Below are 14,362 nucleotides of genomic sequence, written 5' to 3'. Positions count from 1 at the left end.
ATCAAGATGTCACTTGGTGGCCGCAGCCCGATCGAATACCGTAAAAGCCTCGGCCTTATACCGTAAAAACAGTCCAACATTTTGTCCGCACCCCCTCTGGCTCAGTTCTGGGTGGAAATCAACAACTTAGGATTGAAGGGGCGGGTCGCGCTGGTCTTTGGCGCCGGGGGCGGGCTCGGCGGGGCCATCGCCCGCAACCTTGCAGCCGAGGGCGCAAGGGTGGTCGCAGCGGATATCGTGGCCGAGGCGGCACAGGCGACGGCAGAGGACATCGCCCGCGCAGGCGGAGCGGCGCAGGCGGTGACGTGGGATCTGGCCGCCCTGAGCTCGATCCCGCAGCATCTCGCGGGGATCGAGGCAACATTCGGCCCGGTCGAAATCCTCGTGAACAATACCGGCGGTCCACCACCCACGCCTGTCTCGGGTCAGTCTCCCGAGGAATGGGAGAGGCATTTCCGCGCCATGGTCATGTCGGTCATCGCGATCACCGATGCCGTCCTGCCGGGGATGAAGGCCGCGGGCTGGGGGCGTGTCATCACCTCGACCTCGTCCGGGGTCGTGGCGCCGATCGCCAATCTGGGGCTATCGAATGCGCTGCGGGCAAGCCTTGTCGGCTGGTCGAAGACGCTGGCGGGCGAGGTCGGGCGGTCCGGCATCACCAGCAATATCGTGCTGCCCGGCCGCATCGCCACCAAGCGCATCGCCTTTCTCGACGAGCAGCGCGCGAAAAGGGAGGGGAAAGAGCCCGCCGAAGTCGAGGCCGCCTCGACCGCGTCGATTCCGCTCGGCCGCTATGGCGAGCCACGGGAATACGGCGATACGGTGGCCTATCTGGCCTCGGAGCGCGCCAGCTATATCACCGGCTCTGTCATCCGTATCGATGGCGGGCTGATCCAAAGCATCTGAAGGGGGAGTGGATGGATCCGAAAATCAAAGAGGTTCTCGAGGCGGTGTCGACGGCGACGCTGACGACAGTGTTGCTGAAAAAGGGTCTGCGCAATGTCTGGATGCGGGGAACAAGGCCGTTCCGCCCGGGCCAGCCGCGACTGGTCGGCCCGGCCTTCACCCTGCGCTTCGTCCCGGCGCGCGAGGATCTGGCGACGCCCGCAAGCTGGGCCTCGCCCATCTCGACCCGCGCGGCAATCGAGGCAATGCCCGAGGGCTGCATCGCCGTCGCTGATGCGATGGGCGTCCTTGATGCCGGGATCTTTGGCGACATTCTGTGTGCGCGCATGGCCAAGCGCGGCGTGGCCGGTCTGGTGACGGACGGCGTGATGCGCGATGCGGCCGGGGTGCATGGCACCAGCCTGCCGGTCTGGTCCAGCGGCATCGCGGCCCCGCCCTCGGTCGCGGGGCTGACCTTTGTCGGCTGGCAGCAGCCCATCGCCTGCGGCGGGGTCGCGGTCTTTCCCGACGATATCGTGGTCGTGGATGACGATGGCGCGGTGCTGATCCCGGCGGCGCTCCTCGATGCCGTCGTGGCCGAGGCGCCCGAGCAGGAGGCGCAGGAGGCCTGGATCATGACTGAGGTCGATCGCGGGGTGCCGCTGCCCGGCCTTTATCCGATGAACGACGAGACCAAAGCCCGCTACGCCGCATTCAGGGAGGGCAAATGAGCTTCGGTATCGAGACCAAGGGCGTCTATCCGATCGCCGCGACGCCCTTTCGTCCGGACATGTCGGTAGATTGGGACAGCCTCGACCGGCTGACCGATTTCTATCAGGATGCGGGCGCCACGGGCATCACCATCCTTGGCATCCTGGGCGAGGCAGGCAAGCTTGAGCCCGAGGAAAGCCGCGAGATCGCCGCCCGCGTCATCGCGCGGGCGCGGGTGCCGGTGGTGGTCGGCGTCTCGAACCCAAGCTTTGCCGCGATGGGCCGGCTCGCGCGCGAGGTCATGGATCTGGGCGCTGCGGGGGTGATGATCGCGGGCCATGCCGGCCTGCGTTCGGACGAGCAGATCGCGGCGCACTTCAGGAATGCGGTCGATGCCATCGGACAGGATACGCCATGGGCCTTGCAGGATTACCCGCTGACGCTGTCGGTCGTGCTGTCGGTGCCGATGATCGGGCGGATCATGGCCGACCACCCGTCCTGCGTCATGCTGAAGGCCGAGGACTGGCCGCAGCTGGAAAAGCTTTCGGCGATCCGGGCGGCGCAGGCCTCGGGCGGGATGCGTGCGTTTTCGATCCTGACGGCGAATGGCGGGATGTTTCTGGATTTCGAGCCCGAGCGCGGCTCGGACGGGGCGATGACGGGATATGCCTTTCCCGATGCGCTGGTCGAGATGGACCGGTTGCATCGCGAGGGGCAGCGCGATGCGGCCCATGACCTGTTCGACGCGCATCTGCCGTTGATCCGCATGGAGCAGCAGCAGGGCGTCGGGCTGGCCGTGAGCAAATACCTGCTGATGCGGCGCGGCGCAATTGCCCGCGACATCAAGCGCAGGCCCGGCCCCGCCCTGACCCCGCGTGGACGCGAGGAGATCGACTATCTGCTGGCCCGGCTGGCCCGCAAGGATCCCCGCGCGGCGATCTGACTAGGAAAGGGCGGCAAGCAGCAGGCTTGCCGCCCCGCCCGCCATCAGGACCAGCACGGCGGGAATCCGGGGCAGGCCCTGAAAGATCAGGAAGGCCCCAACCGAAATCGCCGGCCCCGCCCAGCCATTCCCCGAAATCTGGATCAGCGCGATGCTGCCCGAGATGACGAGCCCGGTTCCGACCGGGGCAAGCCCCTCGCGCATCGCGCGGTGCCATTTCCTGTCCCTGTGGCGGCTGGTCGCGCGATAGACCAGATAGCAGACGAGCGAGGAGGGCAGGTAGATCGCGAGCGAGGCCAGCGTCGCGCCCGTCCAGCCCGCCAGCCGCCAGCCGATCAGCGTGGCCAGCGTCGTGCCCGGTCCCGGCGCCGCGCGCGAGATCGCGAAAAGATGCAGGAAGTCCTGCGGCGCGATCCAGCCGTTCTGCCGCACCATAACATCCAGCCCGGCGATAATTGCCGGACCACCCCCGAAGGAGGCCAGCGACAGCGGCACCATATGCCACAGGATCTGCCACAGTGGGTCCGTCATCCCCGCCTCCAGACCAGCCAGACGCTGACCGGCGCGACCAGCAGCACGACAAGGATCATGGGCAGCTTCAGCACGGTCACTCCCACCACCACCGCGGCGATCACGGCAAGACGCCGGGGGGATCCCTTTGCACGCCTGAGGCCAAGCCAGCAGATCTGCAGCAGCATCCCCAGCGCGGCGCAGGCGATGCCCAGCATCGCGATCTCGACCGCGGGGAACTGGCCCAGCCGGTCGAACAGCAAGGCAAGGCCAAGGACCGACAGGACCGGGGGCAGCAGAAAGCCCGTGACGCAGGCCACCGCGCCAAGGGGGCCGCGCAATTCCTCGCCCAGACAGACGACAAGATTGACCACATTCGCGCCGGGCAGAACCTGCGCGATGGCCAGCGTGGCGGAAAAATCGTCATCGCTGACCCAGCCCCGGCGCTGGACGAATTCGCGATGCAGCCAGCCGGTCAGGCCGCCCCCGAAACTGAGCGAGCCGACCTTGAGACAGGTCAGGAAAAGCGCGCCGGCGGGAACCGGCGCGGGATCGGTTCGGGTGTCCCTCATTCCCTGAACATGCGCCGGTTGCGCTCAGCTTGCCAGCCGGTCCGCATCCGGGGGCGGAAAGGCGCAGCCCTGCCGGTGCAAAGCGGCCATCACCCAGTCCCGGTTCAGGCGGCCTTCCGCGATGGCAAGGCGGGTCCTTTCCTCGGCGGCGCATTTCTCCTCGGCTGCGGTCAGGATGGCCTCGGCCTGCGACTGGGGGATGCACAAAACGCCGTCATCATCGCCCAGGATGATGTCGCCCGAAGCAATGACCATGCCGTCGACGGCAATCGGGCAGTTGATCTCGCCCGGTCCGTCCTTGTAGGGGCCGCGATGGGTGACGCCCGCAGCATAGATCGGCAGGCTTCCGGCGCGGATCACCGCCGCGTCGCGGATCGCGCCGTCGATGACGAATCCGGCAATGCCGCGGCTGGCGGCATAGTTCATCATCATCTCGCCCATCAGCGAGTTAGTCAGGTCGCCCCCGGCATCGACGACGATGACGTCGCCGGGGCCCGCCATGTCGATCGCCTGATGGATCATCAGGTTGTCGCCAGGCCGGGTCTTGACCGTCAGCGCGATCCCGGCCAGCGGCGTTCCGTCATGCATCGGCCGCAGCCGTGAACCGCCTGCCGTCATCCGCGACATCACGTCGCTGACATTGGCGACGGGGATCTGGCGGAACCGCTCGACCAGAGCCTTGGGCGCCACGCTTTCGCGGCGGTGGATTTGGAACCCGTGCATTCTATTCGTCTCCCTTTGTGGTTTCGGACTGCCGCCTAGCGGCTGAAATTCGCGGTCACCTTGCCCATCTGCGGGCATTCTGCGCTCAGGCTGTCCGCATCGCCCAAGGGCGCGGGGCCAAGACGCGCGCCGGTGATGACCACGTCCCCGCGCGCAAGGCCGCCGCCCCGCGTCAGGGCGTGATTGGCAAGCCATGTCAGCACCTCCAGCGTCTGGGGCAGGCCAAGGTTTTTCAGTGGCCACTCGATCCGCGCATCCCCCAGCCGCATCGTCAGCGCCAGCGCGGCAAGGTCGATGTCGCGCCAGCCCGCGATGGCGGGGCCAAGGATGACGGCGGCATTGCCCTGAAGATCGGCGATGGGCGACAGCGGCGGGATGCTTTTGCGGTCGATGAAGCGCGACGAGATCAGCTCGACCGCCAGATGCATCGACCCGATGGCCGCCGCGACCTCGTCGCGCTGATAGGGGCGCGTGCGGGCGGGCAGGCCGGTGGCAAAGACGAAGGCCGTCTCGACCTCGGCCTCGAAGCCTGCGGGCGGGACCTTCAGCGTCACTCCCGAAGCGTGGAAGGCCGAGGCGGGCAGGACGGCGCAGCGCGGCTCTCCATCAGGCTTCGCGGCAACCTTCCATCCCCCGGCGGGGCCGATCTGGCGCAGCGTCGCGTCCTGCACCGCATAGGCCTCGGCCAGCGAGGCAGGGGCAAGATCCTGCGGCAATTCGGCCAGCGGCGCGCCGTCAAGGCGCGAGCGCAGCAAGAGTTCCGCCGCCCTTTCGGCAGCAACAAGGCGGGTCATTCGGCAGGCTCCGTGATATGGCCGCGCATCCGTTCCTCGACCGGGCGGGAGGCGAGCAGCTTCTGGGTATAGGGGTGCCGGGGGTGCTCGAAGATCTCGGCAGTGATGCCGGATTCCACGATGCGACCGCCCTGCATGACGATGGTGCGGTCGGCGAAATCGCGCACGACAGGCAGGTCATGGGCGATGAACAGATAGGACAGGCCATGATCCCGGCGCAAGTCCTTCAAAAGCTGGATCACCTGCGCCTGAATCGAGACATCGAGCGCCGAGACCGCCTCGTCGCAGATAATGACCTCGGGCTTCAGGGCCAAAGCCCGCGCGATTGCGATGCGCTGGCGCTGCCCCCCCGAGAACTGGTGTGGATAGCGGTCGGCATGTTCGGGGCGCAGGCCGACCTGTTCCAGCAGTTCGGCCACCCGGCGCGGCCATTCCGCGCGCGGCAGCACGCCGCGATGGATGGCCCAGGGTTCCGCGATGATGCGCCCGACCTTCATGCGCGGGTTCAGCGATGCGGTCGGGTCCTGAAACACCACCTGCACATTGCGCGCAATCTCGCGGTTGCCCGGTCCCAGCATCGATTTGCCACGGTAAAGCACCTCGCCCTTGGTCGGATCGACCAGCCCGAGCAGCGTGTTGACGAGCGTGGTCTTGCCCGAACCACTTTCGCCGACGACGCCCAGCACCTCGCCCTTGTTCAGCGTCAGACTGACATCGTCCAGCGCCTTGATCTCGCGCCCCGTGGGCGTCTTCAGGACACCGGCCGAGACGCCGTAATATTTCGACAATCCGCGGATCTCGATCAGCGCCTCGGACGAGAGGTCGCGAGCAGCCGGGTAGCCATGGCGGCCTGGAACTGCTTCGAGCAGGCGACGCGTATAGGCGTGGCGTGGCGCGCCCAGCACCTCGGCCAATGGCCCCTGTTCGACGACCTCGCCCTGAGACATCACCACGACGCGATCCGCGATCTCGGCCACGACGCCAAGGTCATGGGTGATCATCAGGATGCCCATGCCGTTTTCGGCCTGAAGCTCCTTCAGCAGTTTCAGGATTCCCGCCTGAACCGTGACATCAAGCGCCGAGGTCGGCTCATCCGCGATCAGCACGTCCGGTTCCATTGCGATGGCCGCCGCGATCATCACGCGCTGGCGCTGCCCGCCCGAGAACTGGTGGGGATATTCGTTGAAGCGCCGCTCGGGTTCGGGGATGCCGACGCGGGCCAGCAATTCGATGGCCCTTGTCCGCGCGCGTTCCGCCGGGATGCCATGGGCAGTCATGCTTTCGCTGATCTGGTGGCCCAGGGTATGGACCGGGTTCAGCGCGGCCAGCGTGTCCTGAAAGATCATCGCGATCCGCCGCCCGTTCAACTCGCGCTGGTCCTTTGCCGACAGTCCCAGGATCCCGCGGCCGTCGAAACGGATGCTGCCCGACAGGATCTCGCCCGGCGGCGTGTCGATCAGCCCCATGACCGCCGAGGCCGAGACCGACTTGCCCGAACCGGATTCCCCGAGGATCGCCAGAGTCTCGCCTCGGTCGAGGTGCCAGCTGACCGACCTGACCGCATCGACGATCTTGCCGCGCGAGTGAAAGCGGACGGAAAGATTCTCGACTTCCAGAAGATGCCCGGTCATGCGCGTGTCCTTTTCTCAAGCCGCCAGCGTTGGGCGGGGTCGGTCGCGGTGCGGATCCAGTTGGCCATGAGGTTCGCGGAAATCGCGGTGAGCGAGATCGCGACGCCCGGCCAGAACGACAGCCACCACGCCGAGGCGAGGTAGCCGCGCCCATCCGCCACCATCAGGCCCCAGGTCACCGCAGGCGCCTGCACGCCCAGCCCAAGGAACGACAGCGAGCTTTCCGACAGCATCACCGCGGCGAATTCCAGCGTGGCGAGCGTCATCAGCGTCGGCACCACATTGGGAAGGATGTGCAGAAAGACGATGCGGGCATGGGACGCGCCCAGAACCTTGGCGGCCTTGACGAACTGGCGCTCGCGGATTTCCAGCACCTCGGCCCGGCAAGTCCGCAGATAGACCGGCACGCGGCTGAGAGCGAGGACGAGGACCACATTCCCGACGCTGGGCGCCAGCACGAACAGCACGATCAGCGCCAGCAGCAGCGAGGGGAAGGACATCAGGATATCCGCGCCGCGCAGGATAATCGTGGCGATGCGCCCCTGACGATAGCCCGCGATAAGCCCAAGAATGGTGCCCACGACCAGCGCAAGGACCACGGCGCTGCCCGCGATCATCAGCGTGTAGCGGCTGCCGATGACAAGCCGGGCCAGCAGGCTGCGCCCCATATTGTCGGCGCCAAGGATATAGAGCCAGCCGCGTTCCAGCTCGAAGGGCGGGGCGTTCCGGCCGCGCAGGTTCATCTGCAGCGCCTGATCGGGCAGCAGCGACGGGCCGAACAGGGCCGCGATCACCACGAGCAGCAGGAAACACGCGCTGAGAAAGGCGAACTTGTCGCGCCACAGCATCAGGAAGGCTTCGGCCAGCGCATGTTCGCGGGGCGGTTTCGCCGCTGCGGTCGGATGGGTCATATCGGACATCTCAGCCATGCCTCACACGGGGATCGAGCAGCGCATAGGCAAGGTCGATCAGGATGTTCAGGACAAAGATCGCGACCGCCGTGACCATCACGGCCGCCTGGATCACGGCAAAATCGCGGAACATGATCGAGTCGATCATGAGCTTGCCGATGCCCGGAAAGCCGAAGACCGTCTCTGCGATCACGGCGCCATTCACCATGCCCGCGGCCTGATCTCCTGCGACGGTTACCACCGGCAGCATGGCGTTTCGCAGCGCATGGCCAAAGATCACCACCCGGCTGCGCACGCCGCGCGCCCGCGCCGTCTTGACATAGGGCGAGGCCAGCGCGTCGATCATCGACGAGCGCACGACCTGCGTGAGGACGCCGCAGGGCCTGACGAAAAGCACCGTGACCGGCATGATCCAGTGCCAGGGCGTCCCGGTCCCCGAGGTCGGCAGCGCACGCAGCCAAACCGAAAAGACCAGCACGCCTACAATGGCGATCCAGAAATTCGGGATCGAGGCGCCGGCGAGCGAAATGAGGCTGGCGATGCGGTCAAAGACCCCGCCGGGCCGCCATGCGGCGATCGAACCGGTGACGATCGCGATCACGAGCGAGATCAGCATCGCCCAGAAGGACAGCAGCAGCGTGGTCGGGAAGGCCTGCAGCACCATCTGCAGCGCGGGGCGGCCGTCGCGCAGCGACTCGCCGAAGTCGAATTGCAGCAGATCGAGGAGATAGCGCCCGAACTGCACCAGCATCGGCTGGTCGAAGCCGTGGCGCGCGGCGAATTCCTCGCGCACGGCCAGCGGTGTGTCCACCGGCAGAAGCAGGTCGGTCGGATTGCCCGTCAGCCGGGCGAGGAAGAACACCAGCACGACTAGGCCAAAGAGCGAGATCGCGCTTTGCATCGTGCGTTGGCGGAAATAGGAGCGCATGGGGCTTCCTTCCCAAATCATCGGCGCGGGCCGCGCCCGTGGTCGGCGAAAAGGCCGGGCGGCGCGCGCCCGGCCCTTGGCTCAGTTGGTGCCGCGGAACTTGATCTGCGACAGCTCCATCATCGTGCTGGTCACGTCGTCCGGCTTGAATTCCAGCCGGTCCGAGATGCGCATGTAGTTGACCATGTGGAACATCATGACGTCGGGCACGACATTCTCGGCGGAATAGGCATTGGCCTGCTGGAATAGCTTCACCCGCTCATCCCCCGAGGCCGCGTCCGCCGCGTCGATCAGGCGGTCGAGTTCCGGGTCGCCGAATTCCGATTGCTGCCCGGTCGAGTGATACCGGAAATGCATGGTGAAGGTCGCGTCACCCGAATTGTTGTCATGCTGTTCCTGGATCAGCATGGCGGGGCGCGGCTCGGCATAGGGCTTGTTGACAAGCTTCAGCCATTGCGCGCGTTCCATCGGCTGCAGCTTCACGTTCAGGCCGACCATCTGCCACATGGCGATCATCGCCTCCATCGTCTCCTGCCCGTTGGCATAGAAGTTGATGCGCGAGATCAGCGGGATTTCGGCGCCGACATCGACCCCGTCCTTCTTCGCCTCGTCGATGAGCGACTTGGCCTGTTCCGGATCATAGGGCCAGGGCTTCATGTCCGGGTTGTAGCCATTGATGCGTGGCAGGAACATCTGGGTCGCAATGGCGTAGTCCTGATTGAAGAGCCCGTCGCGCAGCGCCTCGCGGTCGATGGCAAGGTTCATGGCCTTGCGCACCCGGATATCGGCAAGCGGGCCTTCGAAGCTGAATCGCAGGCGCGTCGTCTCGCCATTCAGATATCCGGGGTCGGTTTCGGGATTGGTCGCGTCCTGAATGGCGATATTGAGCCCGATATCGGCCTCTCCCACCTCGACCATCGCGGCGCGCAGCGCGCTTTCGTCGCGACGGACATATGTCGCCTTGCTGACCGCCGGAGCCTCGCCCCAGTATTTGTCCTGACGGACCAGCACGATCGCGTCGCCTGCATTGCGCTGGGGAATGGCAAATGGTCCGGTTCCGACCGGGGTGCTGGTCATCGCGTCGAAATCGGTCTTGGGCGACTCGATGGTCAGGAAGCTCATGAAGATCGGCATCAGCGGCTGAGGCTTCTCGGTCGATATATCAATTGTATGGCTGTCGACGACCTTCGGAGTCAGGCGAATATTGGCGAAAAGCTTGCCGCGGTTGAGGCAGTCGAGCTTGGGGTTGAACATGCGTTCGATGGACCGCGAGACCGCCTCGGCGTCAAAGGCGCTGCCATCGAAATAGGTCACTCCCTCGCGCAGCTTGATGCGCCAGACCGTCGGCTCGACCTGCTCCCACGAGGTGGCGAGGCGGGGTTCAGGCTTGCCGCTCTCGGGGTTGAGGTGGGTCAGCGCCTCGACGACATTCTCGCGCACCACCAGCCCGACCTCGGAGGACGAGTTGCAGGCGTCGATATTGTCGAAAGCGTAGGGTGTGACGATGGTGATGGCGTTCGCGTCATCCTGCGCGAAGGCACTCGTCGCGACCACCGACCCGATCGCGACCCCGCAGAGCAGGCCGGCCATCCTGAATATCGACATCTCTTTCCTCCCTATGTGTCAACCCCGGCGGGCGAGGCTGAACCTGCCGCTGCGAGACGATTGCAAGTTTTCGGAATTGTCGCGCGGCCCTCCTCCTCAGGAATGCGCGTCTCCTCGGATGACGCTAGCAGGCTTGGATATCGCCGCGCCAATACAGATTACTTTTCATCCCATAAAACTATTGTATGGTTGTTGGATGGGATGGCTGAACCTTCGTCGACTGACCTATTTTCGCGCGATCATCGAGGCAGGTTCGCTGTCCGAGGCGGCGCGCCGCCTGTCGGTGCCGCAGCCCGCGCTCTCCTATCACCTGCGCGAGCTTGAGGCCGATTTCGGCGGGCCGCTCGTCATTCGCGGTCGAAACGGGGTCGAACCGACCGAGGGCGGCCAGCTTCTCTTCGACCACGCGACCATCATTCTGGCGCAGGTCGAACGGGCCGAGATGGAGCTGGCGGGACTGCGCCGCCGCGGGGCCGCGGACCCACGCGTCATGCGGATTTCGGCACTGCCCTCGCTCGCCACCAAGCTTACGCCGCATCTGCTGAAGCTGACCGCCGAGACCCTGCCGCTGAGCGGGCTTTTCGTCATCGAGACGGTCACGCGCGAGGCGCGCGAGATGCTGCGCCAGCACGAGATCGACTTTGCCATCGTCATCGCGGACGAGAAGGTTCCCGAGAGCCAGTGGCTCGCCGCCGAAAGCCTGCTCATGTGCTTTGCCGCCGGTGACGGCGACGCGACGGCGGGGCCGATAACCTTCGCCGAAGCGCTGGACGCACCGCTCATGCTGCCCGCCAAGGGGCGTCCGGTCCGAAACCTTGTCGAGAGGCTGGCAGGGCAGGTCGGCAAGAAGGCCATCGTCATCCATGAGATCGACGGGCCGAACCCACGCAAGCAGGCGACGATCGCGGGTTTGGGCAAGACATTCCTGCCCTGGATCTCGATTTCCGAAGAGGTCGAGAAAGGGCTGATCGGCTACAGAGAGGTGGTCGATCCACCCCTGCTGCGGCATGTCGCGCTGGAATGGCGCGAGGACATGGACCCCGAACTGGCCTGGGCCATGCACGGGCTGCTGTCGACCCTGCTTACGTCAGTGCTGCGCTAGGCGTCTTGTCTGCGAAAGTGGGTGAGACGTTTCGCCTGGACCATGTTCAAACGCAGCGTGATGCGGGAGGTCAGCCAAGCTGCCCTTTTGGGCGCGGTGCGCCGTCACAGGCTGATGGCCAACATGGGAGGTTGCGGCCTGCGGATGCGACGTGCGGGCGTCACCCGTCTGAAAGCATAGGCAGGGCGTCTGCTCCGCCCGCATGTCGGCAAGGGCGTCAAAGGGTAGCTCCGTGCCATTGCGCCGAGGCCGATGAACATGCGCTGCCGGTATGCGAATGCGGAATAATTCGTATTATGTAATATGCTAAAGCTCTGCAGCTTCAGTGCCCGCGGCGGCGGATGATCTGGTGAGGATTGTATGGAACGCGCCATTGGGCGCTGGCATCAGCGCCGCAGCGATGCCGACACGCGGGGGTGGATGTTCACTGTCCTGCACAATCTGGTCCAGACTCGGCTCCGCCGCCAATTGCAGCGCCTAGCGCATCTGCATCTGGATCAGGTCGCCGATGCCGCGCTGTCGACCCCCGGCACGCCGGAAGCCCGCCTGCAATACCGCGATCTGCTGGCCGCGCTTGCCGAGTTGAGCGACGATCAGCGCGCCGTTATCCTGCTGATCGCGGTCGAGGATCTAAGCTATGCCGAAACTGCTGAAGTGCTGGGCGTCCCCTTGGTCATCGTCATGTTGCGCCTGGCGCGCGCCCGGCCTGAACCCGCAACGCCACGCTTCAGCGGTTGGCGCCGTCGGTCTGGGGTCTGCGCCCGGCCCGCCTGCCCGATGCGTGGCGCGCGGCGACATAGCCGAATGTCAAAGCCGGGCCCAGGGTGATGCCTGCGGCTGGATATGCCCCGCCCATAAAGCTGGTAGCGTCATTGCCAATCGCATACAGACCCTGAATGCACGCGCCGTCCGCACCCAGAACCTGTGCGTTTTCATTGGTCGCAAGTCCGGCAAAGGTGCCCAGATCCCCGACGAACAATTCGATCGCATAGAATGGGGCATGTTCCAGCGGCGCCAGATTGCTGGCGGTGGCAAGGGCGTCGCCGATAAAACGGTTGTATATCGACGTGCCTCGACCGAATGCCGGATCCGCACCTTCGGCGGCACATGCGTTGAAATCCCGGACCGTTTCGGCAACCGTCGGGACCGGGCAGCCCATTTTGACCGCCAGCTCGGCCAGATCGCGCCCGCGCAAAAGATAGCCGTTGCGCACCCACCGCGACAGTCGCCCTGGAAACGGCGGCACCGCCCCGGCTCCGTATCGCCTTAGCGCGCGATGATCGCAGATTAGAAACATCCGCCCGCCCTTGCGCGTGCCGCAGATCATCTTGCGGGCGAAAACGTGATATTCGTCGGCTTCATTTCCAAAACGGCGGCCCGTCTGGTCGATGGCGATGAAGCCCGGTTTCGAGCGGTCGAAAAAATGCGGAAACCCGCATGTGTCCCGGCCAAGCGGAACCTGCGACACGGGCGTCAGCGCCGCCGGTTCGGACAGGCCGGAATTGCAGACCGCGCCGCATGCCTGTCCGGCTGCGATCAGATCGCCGGTGTTTTCGACCGGAGCAAGCGAGTGATGCGCAATGCCAGCGGCCACGTGATCATAGCTGTCGCGCAGCGTGCCATGCGGGGCACCGCCACCGGCCAGCACGACGCCGTGACCTGCATTGATCACGACGTTGCGCCCGTTGCGGCACACAACCGCCCCGGTGATCAGCGACTGATCCTGAAGCAGATGTTGCAAAGGCGTCTCCAGCCAGATCCGCCCGCCTGCCTGCACAAAGGCTGTCGCCAACTCCGCCACCAGCGCATTGCCATTCGCAAGACGCGTCACAGTCTGGTTGAAAAGCTTATCCAGAAAATGGCGCGACAACAGGCGCAAGGAACGTAAGGCGGCACGCGGCGACCGTCCTGCGCTAAACAGATCGGGCAAGTCTTCGGCAGAGACCATCATGCCGCCGAAAATCGTCGTGCTTTCCAATGGCTTTCGCAGACGCGGCAATAGGTCCCCCGCCTTACGGCCATCGAAGCGCGCAGCGCGAAGCGAGCGTTCTCCCGCGATCCCTCCGGGCAGTTCGGCGCGATAATCCGGGATCGGATTGGGGCCGAAACGCAGATCGCTGACGCGTTCCAGATACTCGACGGCTTCGACGCAATGGGACAGATATGTCTTGGCGAGCGGAACGTTCAGGTTGTTGCCACAGACCGATTGCAGGTATTGCAACGCCCGCTCGGGGCTGTCGCCCTGTTGTGCCTTGCGCGAAAAGCGGTTGCCGGGAACCCAGACACCGCCGCCCGACAACGCAGACGTGCCACCGAACACGGCCGCCTTTTCCACCAGCAAGACATCAAGCCCCGCCCGTTGCGCCGTCAGCGCCGCCGCCAATCCGGCGGCACCGCTGCCCGCAACCAGCAGATCGCAATCCATACTGTCTCCGGCAACCGCCGTGTCGGTCATATTTTGAACCGCTCCATCGAACTTGGTGCGAAAACCTCGTCCAGCTTCAACCGACGTGCAGACAACCCCTGCCGGTGATGGGCGTCAAAAAAGGCGTCGATTGTCGGGTCATTTTCCACGCCATAGGGCCAGAAATCCCCAGCAAACAGCGTTCTTGTCCGCTCGGCTTCCTCGACCAGCCAAGGCAGGCTGATGGCAAGTGCCGTAGTGTCGGACAGGCGATCAACGGCGATCTGCCGCGCCTGAACAAAGGCCTTTAGGACCGAAACCGGAAGCCAAGGATGGTCGTGAACCAGGGTTTTCCGGATCCTGATCCCCTCAGCGAAGTGGTTCGCCGTTATGTTTAGGAAAAGGAGGATCGAGAATGGCAAACAAGCGTCCGAAGGCGGAAGAGATTGTCTCGGAATTGCGACAGGTTGAGGTGCTGATGGGGCCAGACCTGTCCCGTCTTGATGCGATCAGGCGGATCGGTGTCGTCGAAAAGACCTATCACCGTTGGCGAAACCTCGGGGGCGGTCGTGTCGGCGCTGGGGCTTGAGGCGCTGGAGATCGGGGCCGAACTGGCGCCCGGCGTGCCGATCCTGCATGGCCC

General features: G+C 65.2%; 16 protein-coding genes. 6 read left to right on the top strand and 10 right to left on the bottom strand.

Annotated features, from left to right (window positions below; translation table 11 throughout):
• Window positions 1-132: 132 nt before the first annotated feature.
• Genes FN835_RS20000 through FN835_RS19990 form a run of 3 tightly spaced genes read left to right on the top strand, consistent with a single transcriptional unit; the run spans window position 133 to window position 2,539 of the window.
• A complete protein-coding gene (locus FN835_RS20000) occupies window positions 133-906 on the top strand; it encodes an SDR family oxidoreductase (RefSeq protein ID WP_246098827.1) in 774 nt (257 codons plus the stop codon).
• An 11-nt stretch (window positions 907-917) separates the two neighbouring features.
• Window positions 918-1,616 (top strand): ribonuclease activity regulator RraA, encoded by a 699-nt coding sequence (locus FN835_RS19995; RefSeq protein WP_142665004.1) that lies wholly within the window; start codon window positions 918-920, stop codon window positions 1,614-1,616.
• Window positions 1,613-2,539, top strand: coding sequence for a dihydrodipicolinate synthase family protein (locus FN835_RS19990; RefSeq protein WP_142665003.1), 927 nt, complete (start codon window positions 1,613-1,615; stop codon window positions 2,537-2,539). Before FN835_RS19995 ends, FN835_RS19990 begins: the two co-directional genes overlap by 4 nt.
• On the opposite strand, the gene FN835_RS19985 is transcribed toward FN835_RS19990, so the two are convergent.
• The 8 genes from FN835_RS19985 to FN835_RS19950 all read right to left on the bottom strand — a co-directional run bounded on the left by FN835_RS19985 (window position 2,540) and on the right by FN835_RS19950 (window position 10,213).
• On the bottom strand, window positions 2,540-3,070 hold the full coding sequence (locus FN835_RS19985; RefSeq protein ID WP_142665002.1) for a chromate transporter: 531 nt from the start codon (window positions 3,068-3,070) through the stop codon (window positions 2,540-2,542).
• Window positions 3,067-3,621, bottom strand: coding sequence for a chromate transporter (locus FN835_RS19980; RefSeq protein WP_142665001.1), 555 nt, complete (start codon window positions 3,619-3,621; stop codon window positions 3,067-3,069). Before FN835_RS19980 ends, FN835_RS19985 begins: the two co-directional genes overlap by 4 nt.
• Before the next feature lie 24 nt (window positions 3,622-3,645).
• Complete coding sequence (locus tag FN835_RS19975; RefSeq protein WP_142665000.1) at window positions 3,646-4,344, bottom strand: RraA family protein; 699 nt, start codon at window positions 4,342-4,344, stop codon at window positions 3,646-3,648.
• Between the two features lie 35 nt (window positions 4,345-4,379).
• Window positions 4,380-5,138 carry a 2-keto-4-pentenoate hydratase gene (locus FN835_RS19970; protein ID WP_142664999.1) on the bottom strand — a complete coding sequence of 253 codons (759 nt, stop codon included), beginning with the start codon at window positions 5,136-5,138 and terminating at the stop codon, window positions 4,380-4,382.
• Complete coding sequence (locus FN835_RS19965) at window positions 5,135-6,769, bottom strand: ABC transporter ATP-binding protein (RefSeq protein ID WP_142664998.1); 1,635 nt, start codon at window positions 6,767-6,769, stop codon at window positions 5,135-5,137. The genes FN835_RS19970 and FN835_RS19965 overlap by 4 nt, the downstream gene beginning before the upstream one ends.
• Entirely contained in the window at window positions 6,766-7,689 is a 924-nt protein-coding gene (locus tag FN835_RS19960) for an ABC transporter permease (RefSeq protein WP_246098826.1), read from the bottom strand. The genes FN835_RS19965 and FN835_RS19960 overlap by 4 nt, the downstream gene beginning before the upstream one ends.
• 1 nt (window position 7,690) lies before the next feature.
• Window positions 7,691-8,608, bottom strand: a complete 918-nt coding sequence (locus FN835_RS19955) for an ABC transporter permease (RefSeq protein WP_142664996.1) — start codon at window positions 8,606-8,608, stop codon at window positions 7,691-7,693.
• An 81-nt stretch (window positions 8,609-8,689) separates the two neighbouring features.
• Window positions 8,690-10,213 (bottom strand): ABC transporter substrate-binding protein, encoded by a 1,524-nt coding sequence (locus FN835_RS19950; RefSeq protein WP_142664995.1) that lies wholly within the window; start codon window positions 10,211-10,213, stop codon window positions 8,690-8,692.
• 196 nt (window positions 10,214-10,409) lie between these two features.
• Between FN835_RS19950 and FN835_RS19945 the strand changes: the two genes are divergently transcribed.
• Window positions 10,410-11,315, top strand: coding sequence for a LysR family transcriptional regulator (locus FN835_RS19945; protein ID WP_185958769.1), 906 nt, complete (start codon window positions 10,410-10,412; stop codon window positions 11,313-11,315).
• A 360-nt stretch (window positions 11,316-11,675) separates the two neighbouring features.
• Entirely contained in the window at window positions 11,676-12,143 is a 468-nt protein-coding gene (locus FN835_RS19940; protein ID WP_142664993.1) for an RNA polymerase sigma factor, read from the top strand.
• Here the strand turns inward: FN835_RS19940 and FN835_RS19935 are convergent.
• The gene (locus FN835_RS19935) at window positions 12,043-13,770 is read right to left on the bottom strand and encodes an FAD-dependent oxidoreductase (RefSeq protein WP_142664992.1); all 1,728 of its coding nucleotides are present in this window, start codon (window positions 13,768-13,770) and stop codon (window positions 12,043-12,045) included. The two genes, FN835_RS19940 and FN835_RS19935, sit on opposite strands and share 101 nt — an antisense overlap.
• The gene (locus FN835_RS19930; RefSeq protein ID WP_142664991.1) at window positions 13,767-14,141 is read right to left on the bottom strand and encodes a hypothetical protein; all 375 of its coding nucleotides are present in this window, start codon (window positions 14,139-14,141) and stop codon (window positions 13,767-13,769) included. Before FN835_RS19930 ends, FN835_RS19935 begins: the two co-directional genes overlap by 4 nt.
• 81 nt (window positions 14,142-14,222) lie before the next feature.
• On the opposite strand from FN835_RS19930, the gene FN835_RS21815 reads away from it, so the two are divergent.
• The coding region (locus tag FN835_RS21815) for a nucleotide-binding domain containing protein (RefSeq protein WP_142664990.1) at window positions 14,223-14,362 on the top strand (140 nt) is incomplete at its 3' end.

It is taken from the genome of Paracoccus laeviglucosivorans, from assembly GCF_900182695.1.
Classification (GTDB): Bacteria; Pseudomonadota; Alphaproteobacteria; order Rhodobacterales; family Rhodobacteraceae; genus Paracoccus; species Paracoccus laeviglucosivorans.
The sequence above is the reverse complement of the archived record's forward strand: the minus strand, read 5'-3'. Positions and strand labels throughout refer to the sequence as shown.

Coding starts and splice junctions, on each gene's coding strand:
- FN835_RS19975 (WP_142665000.1), bottom strand. CDS start 4,344: ATGCACGGGTTCCAAATCCACCGCCGCGAAAGCGTGGCGCCCAAGGCT.
- FN835_RS19980 (WP_142665001.1), bottom strand. CDS start 3,621: ATGAGGGACACCCGAACCGATCCCGCGCCGGTTCCCGCCGGCGCGCTT.
- FN835_RS19995 (WP_142665004.1), top strand. CDS start 918: ATGGATCCGAAAATCAAAGAGGTTCTCGAGGCGGTGTCGACGGCGACG.
- FN835_RS19970 (WP_142664999.1), bottom strand. CDS start 5,138: ATGACCCGCCTTGTTGCTGCCGAAAGGGCGGCGGAACTCTTGCTGCGC.
- FN835_RS19935 (WP_142664992.1), bottom strand. CDS start 13,770: ATGACCGACACGGCGGTTGCCGGAGACAGTATGGATTGCGATCTGCTG.
- FN835_RS19950 (WP_142664995.1), bottom strand. CDS start 10,213: ATGTCGATATTCAGGATGGCCGGCCTGCTCTGCGGGGTCGCGATCGGG.
- FN835_RS19955 (WP_142664996.1), bottom strand. CDS start 8,608: ATGCGCTCCTATTTCCGCCAACGCACGATGCAAAGCGCGATCTCGCTC.
- FN835_RS19965 (WP_142664998.1), bottom strand. CDS start 6,769: ATGACCGGGCATCTTCTGGAAGTCGAGAATCTTTCCGTCCGCTTTCAC.
- FN835_RS19990 (WP_142665003.1), top strand. CDS start 1,613: ATGAGCTTCGGTATCGAGACCAAGGGCGTCTATCCGATCGCCGCGACG.
- FN835_RS19945 (WP_185958769.1), top strand. CDS start 10,410: ATGGGATGGCTGAACCTTCGTCGACTGACCTATTTTCGCGCGATCATC.
- FN835_RS19940 (WP_142664993.1), top strand. CDS start 11,676: ATGGAACGCGCCATTGGGCGCTGGCATCAGCGCCGCAGCGATGCCGAC.
- FN835_RS19985 (WP_142665002.1), bottom strand. CDS start 3,070: ATGACGGACCCACTGTGGCAGATCCTGTGGCATATGGTGCCGCTGTCG.
- FN835_RS19960 (WP_246098826.1), bottom strand. CDS start 7,689: ATGTCCGATATGACCCATCCGACCGCAGCGGCGAAACCGCCCCGCGAA.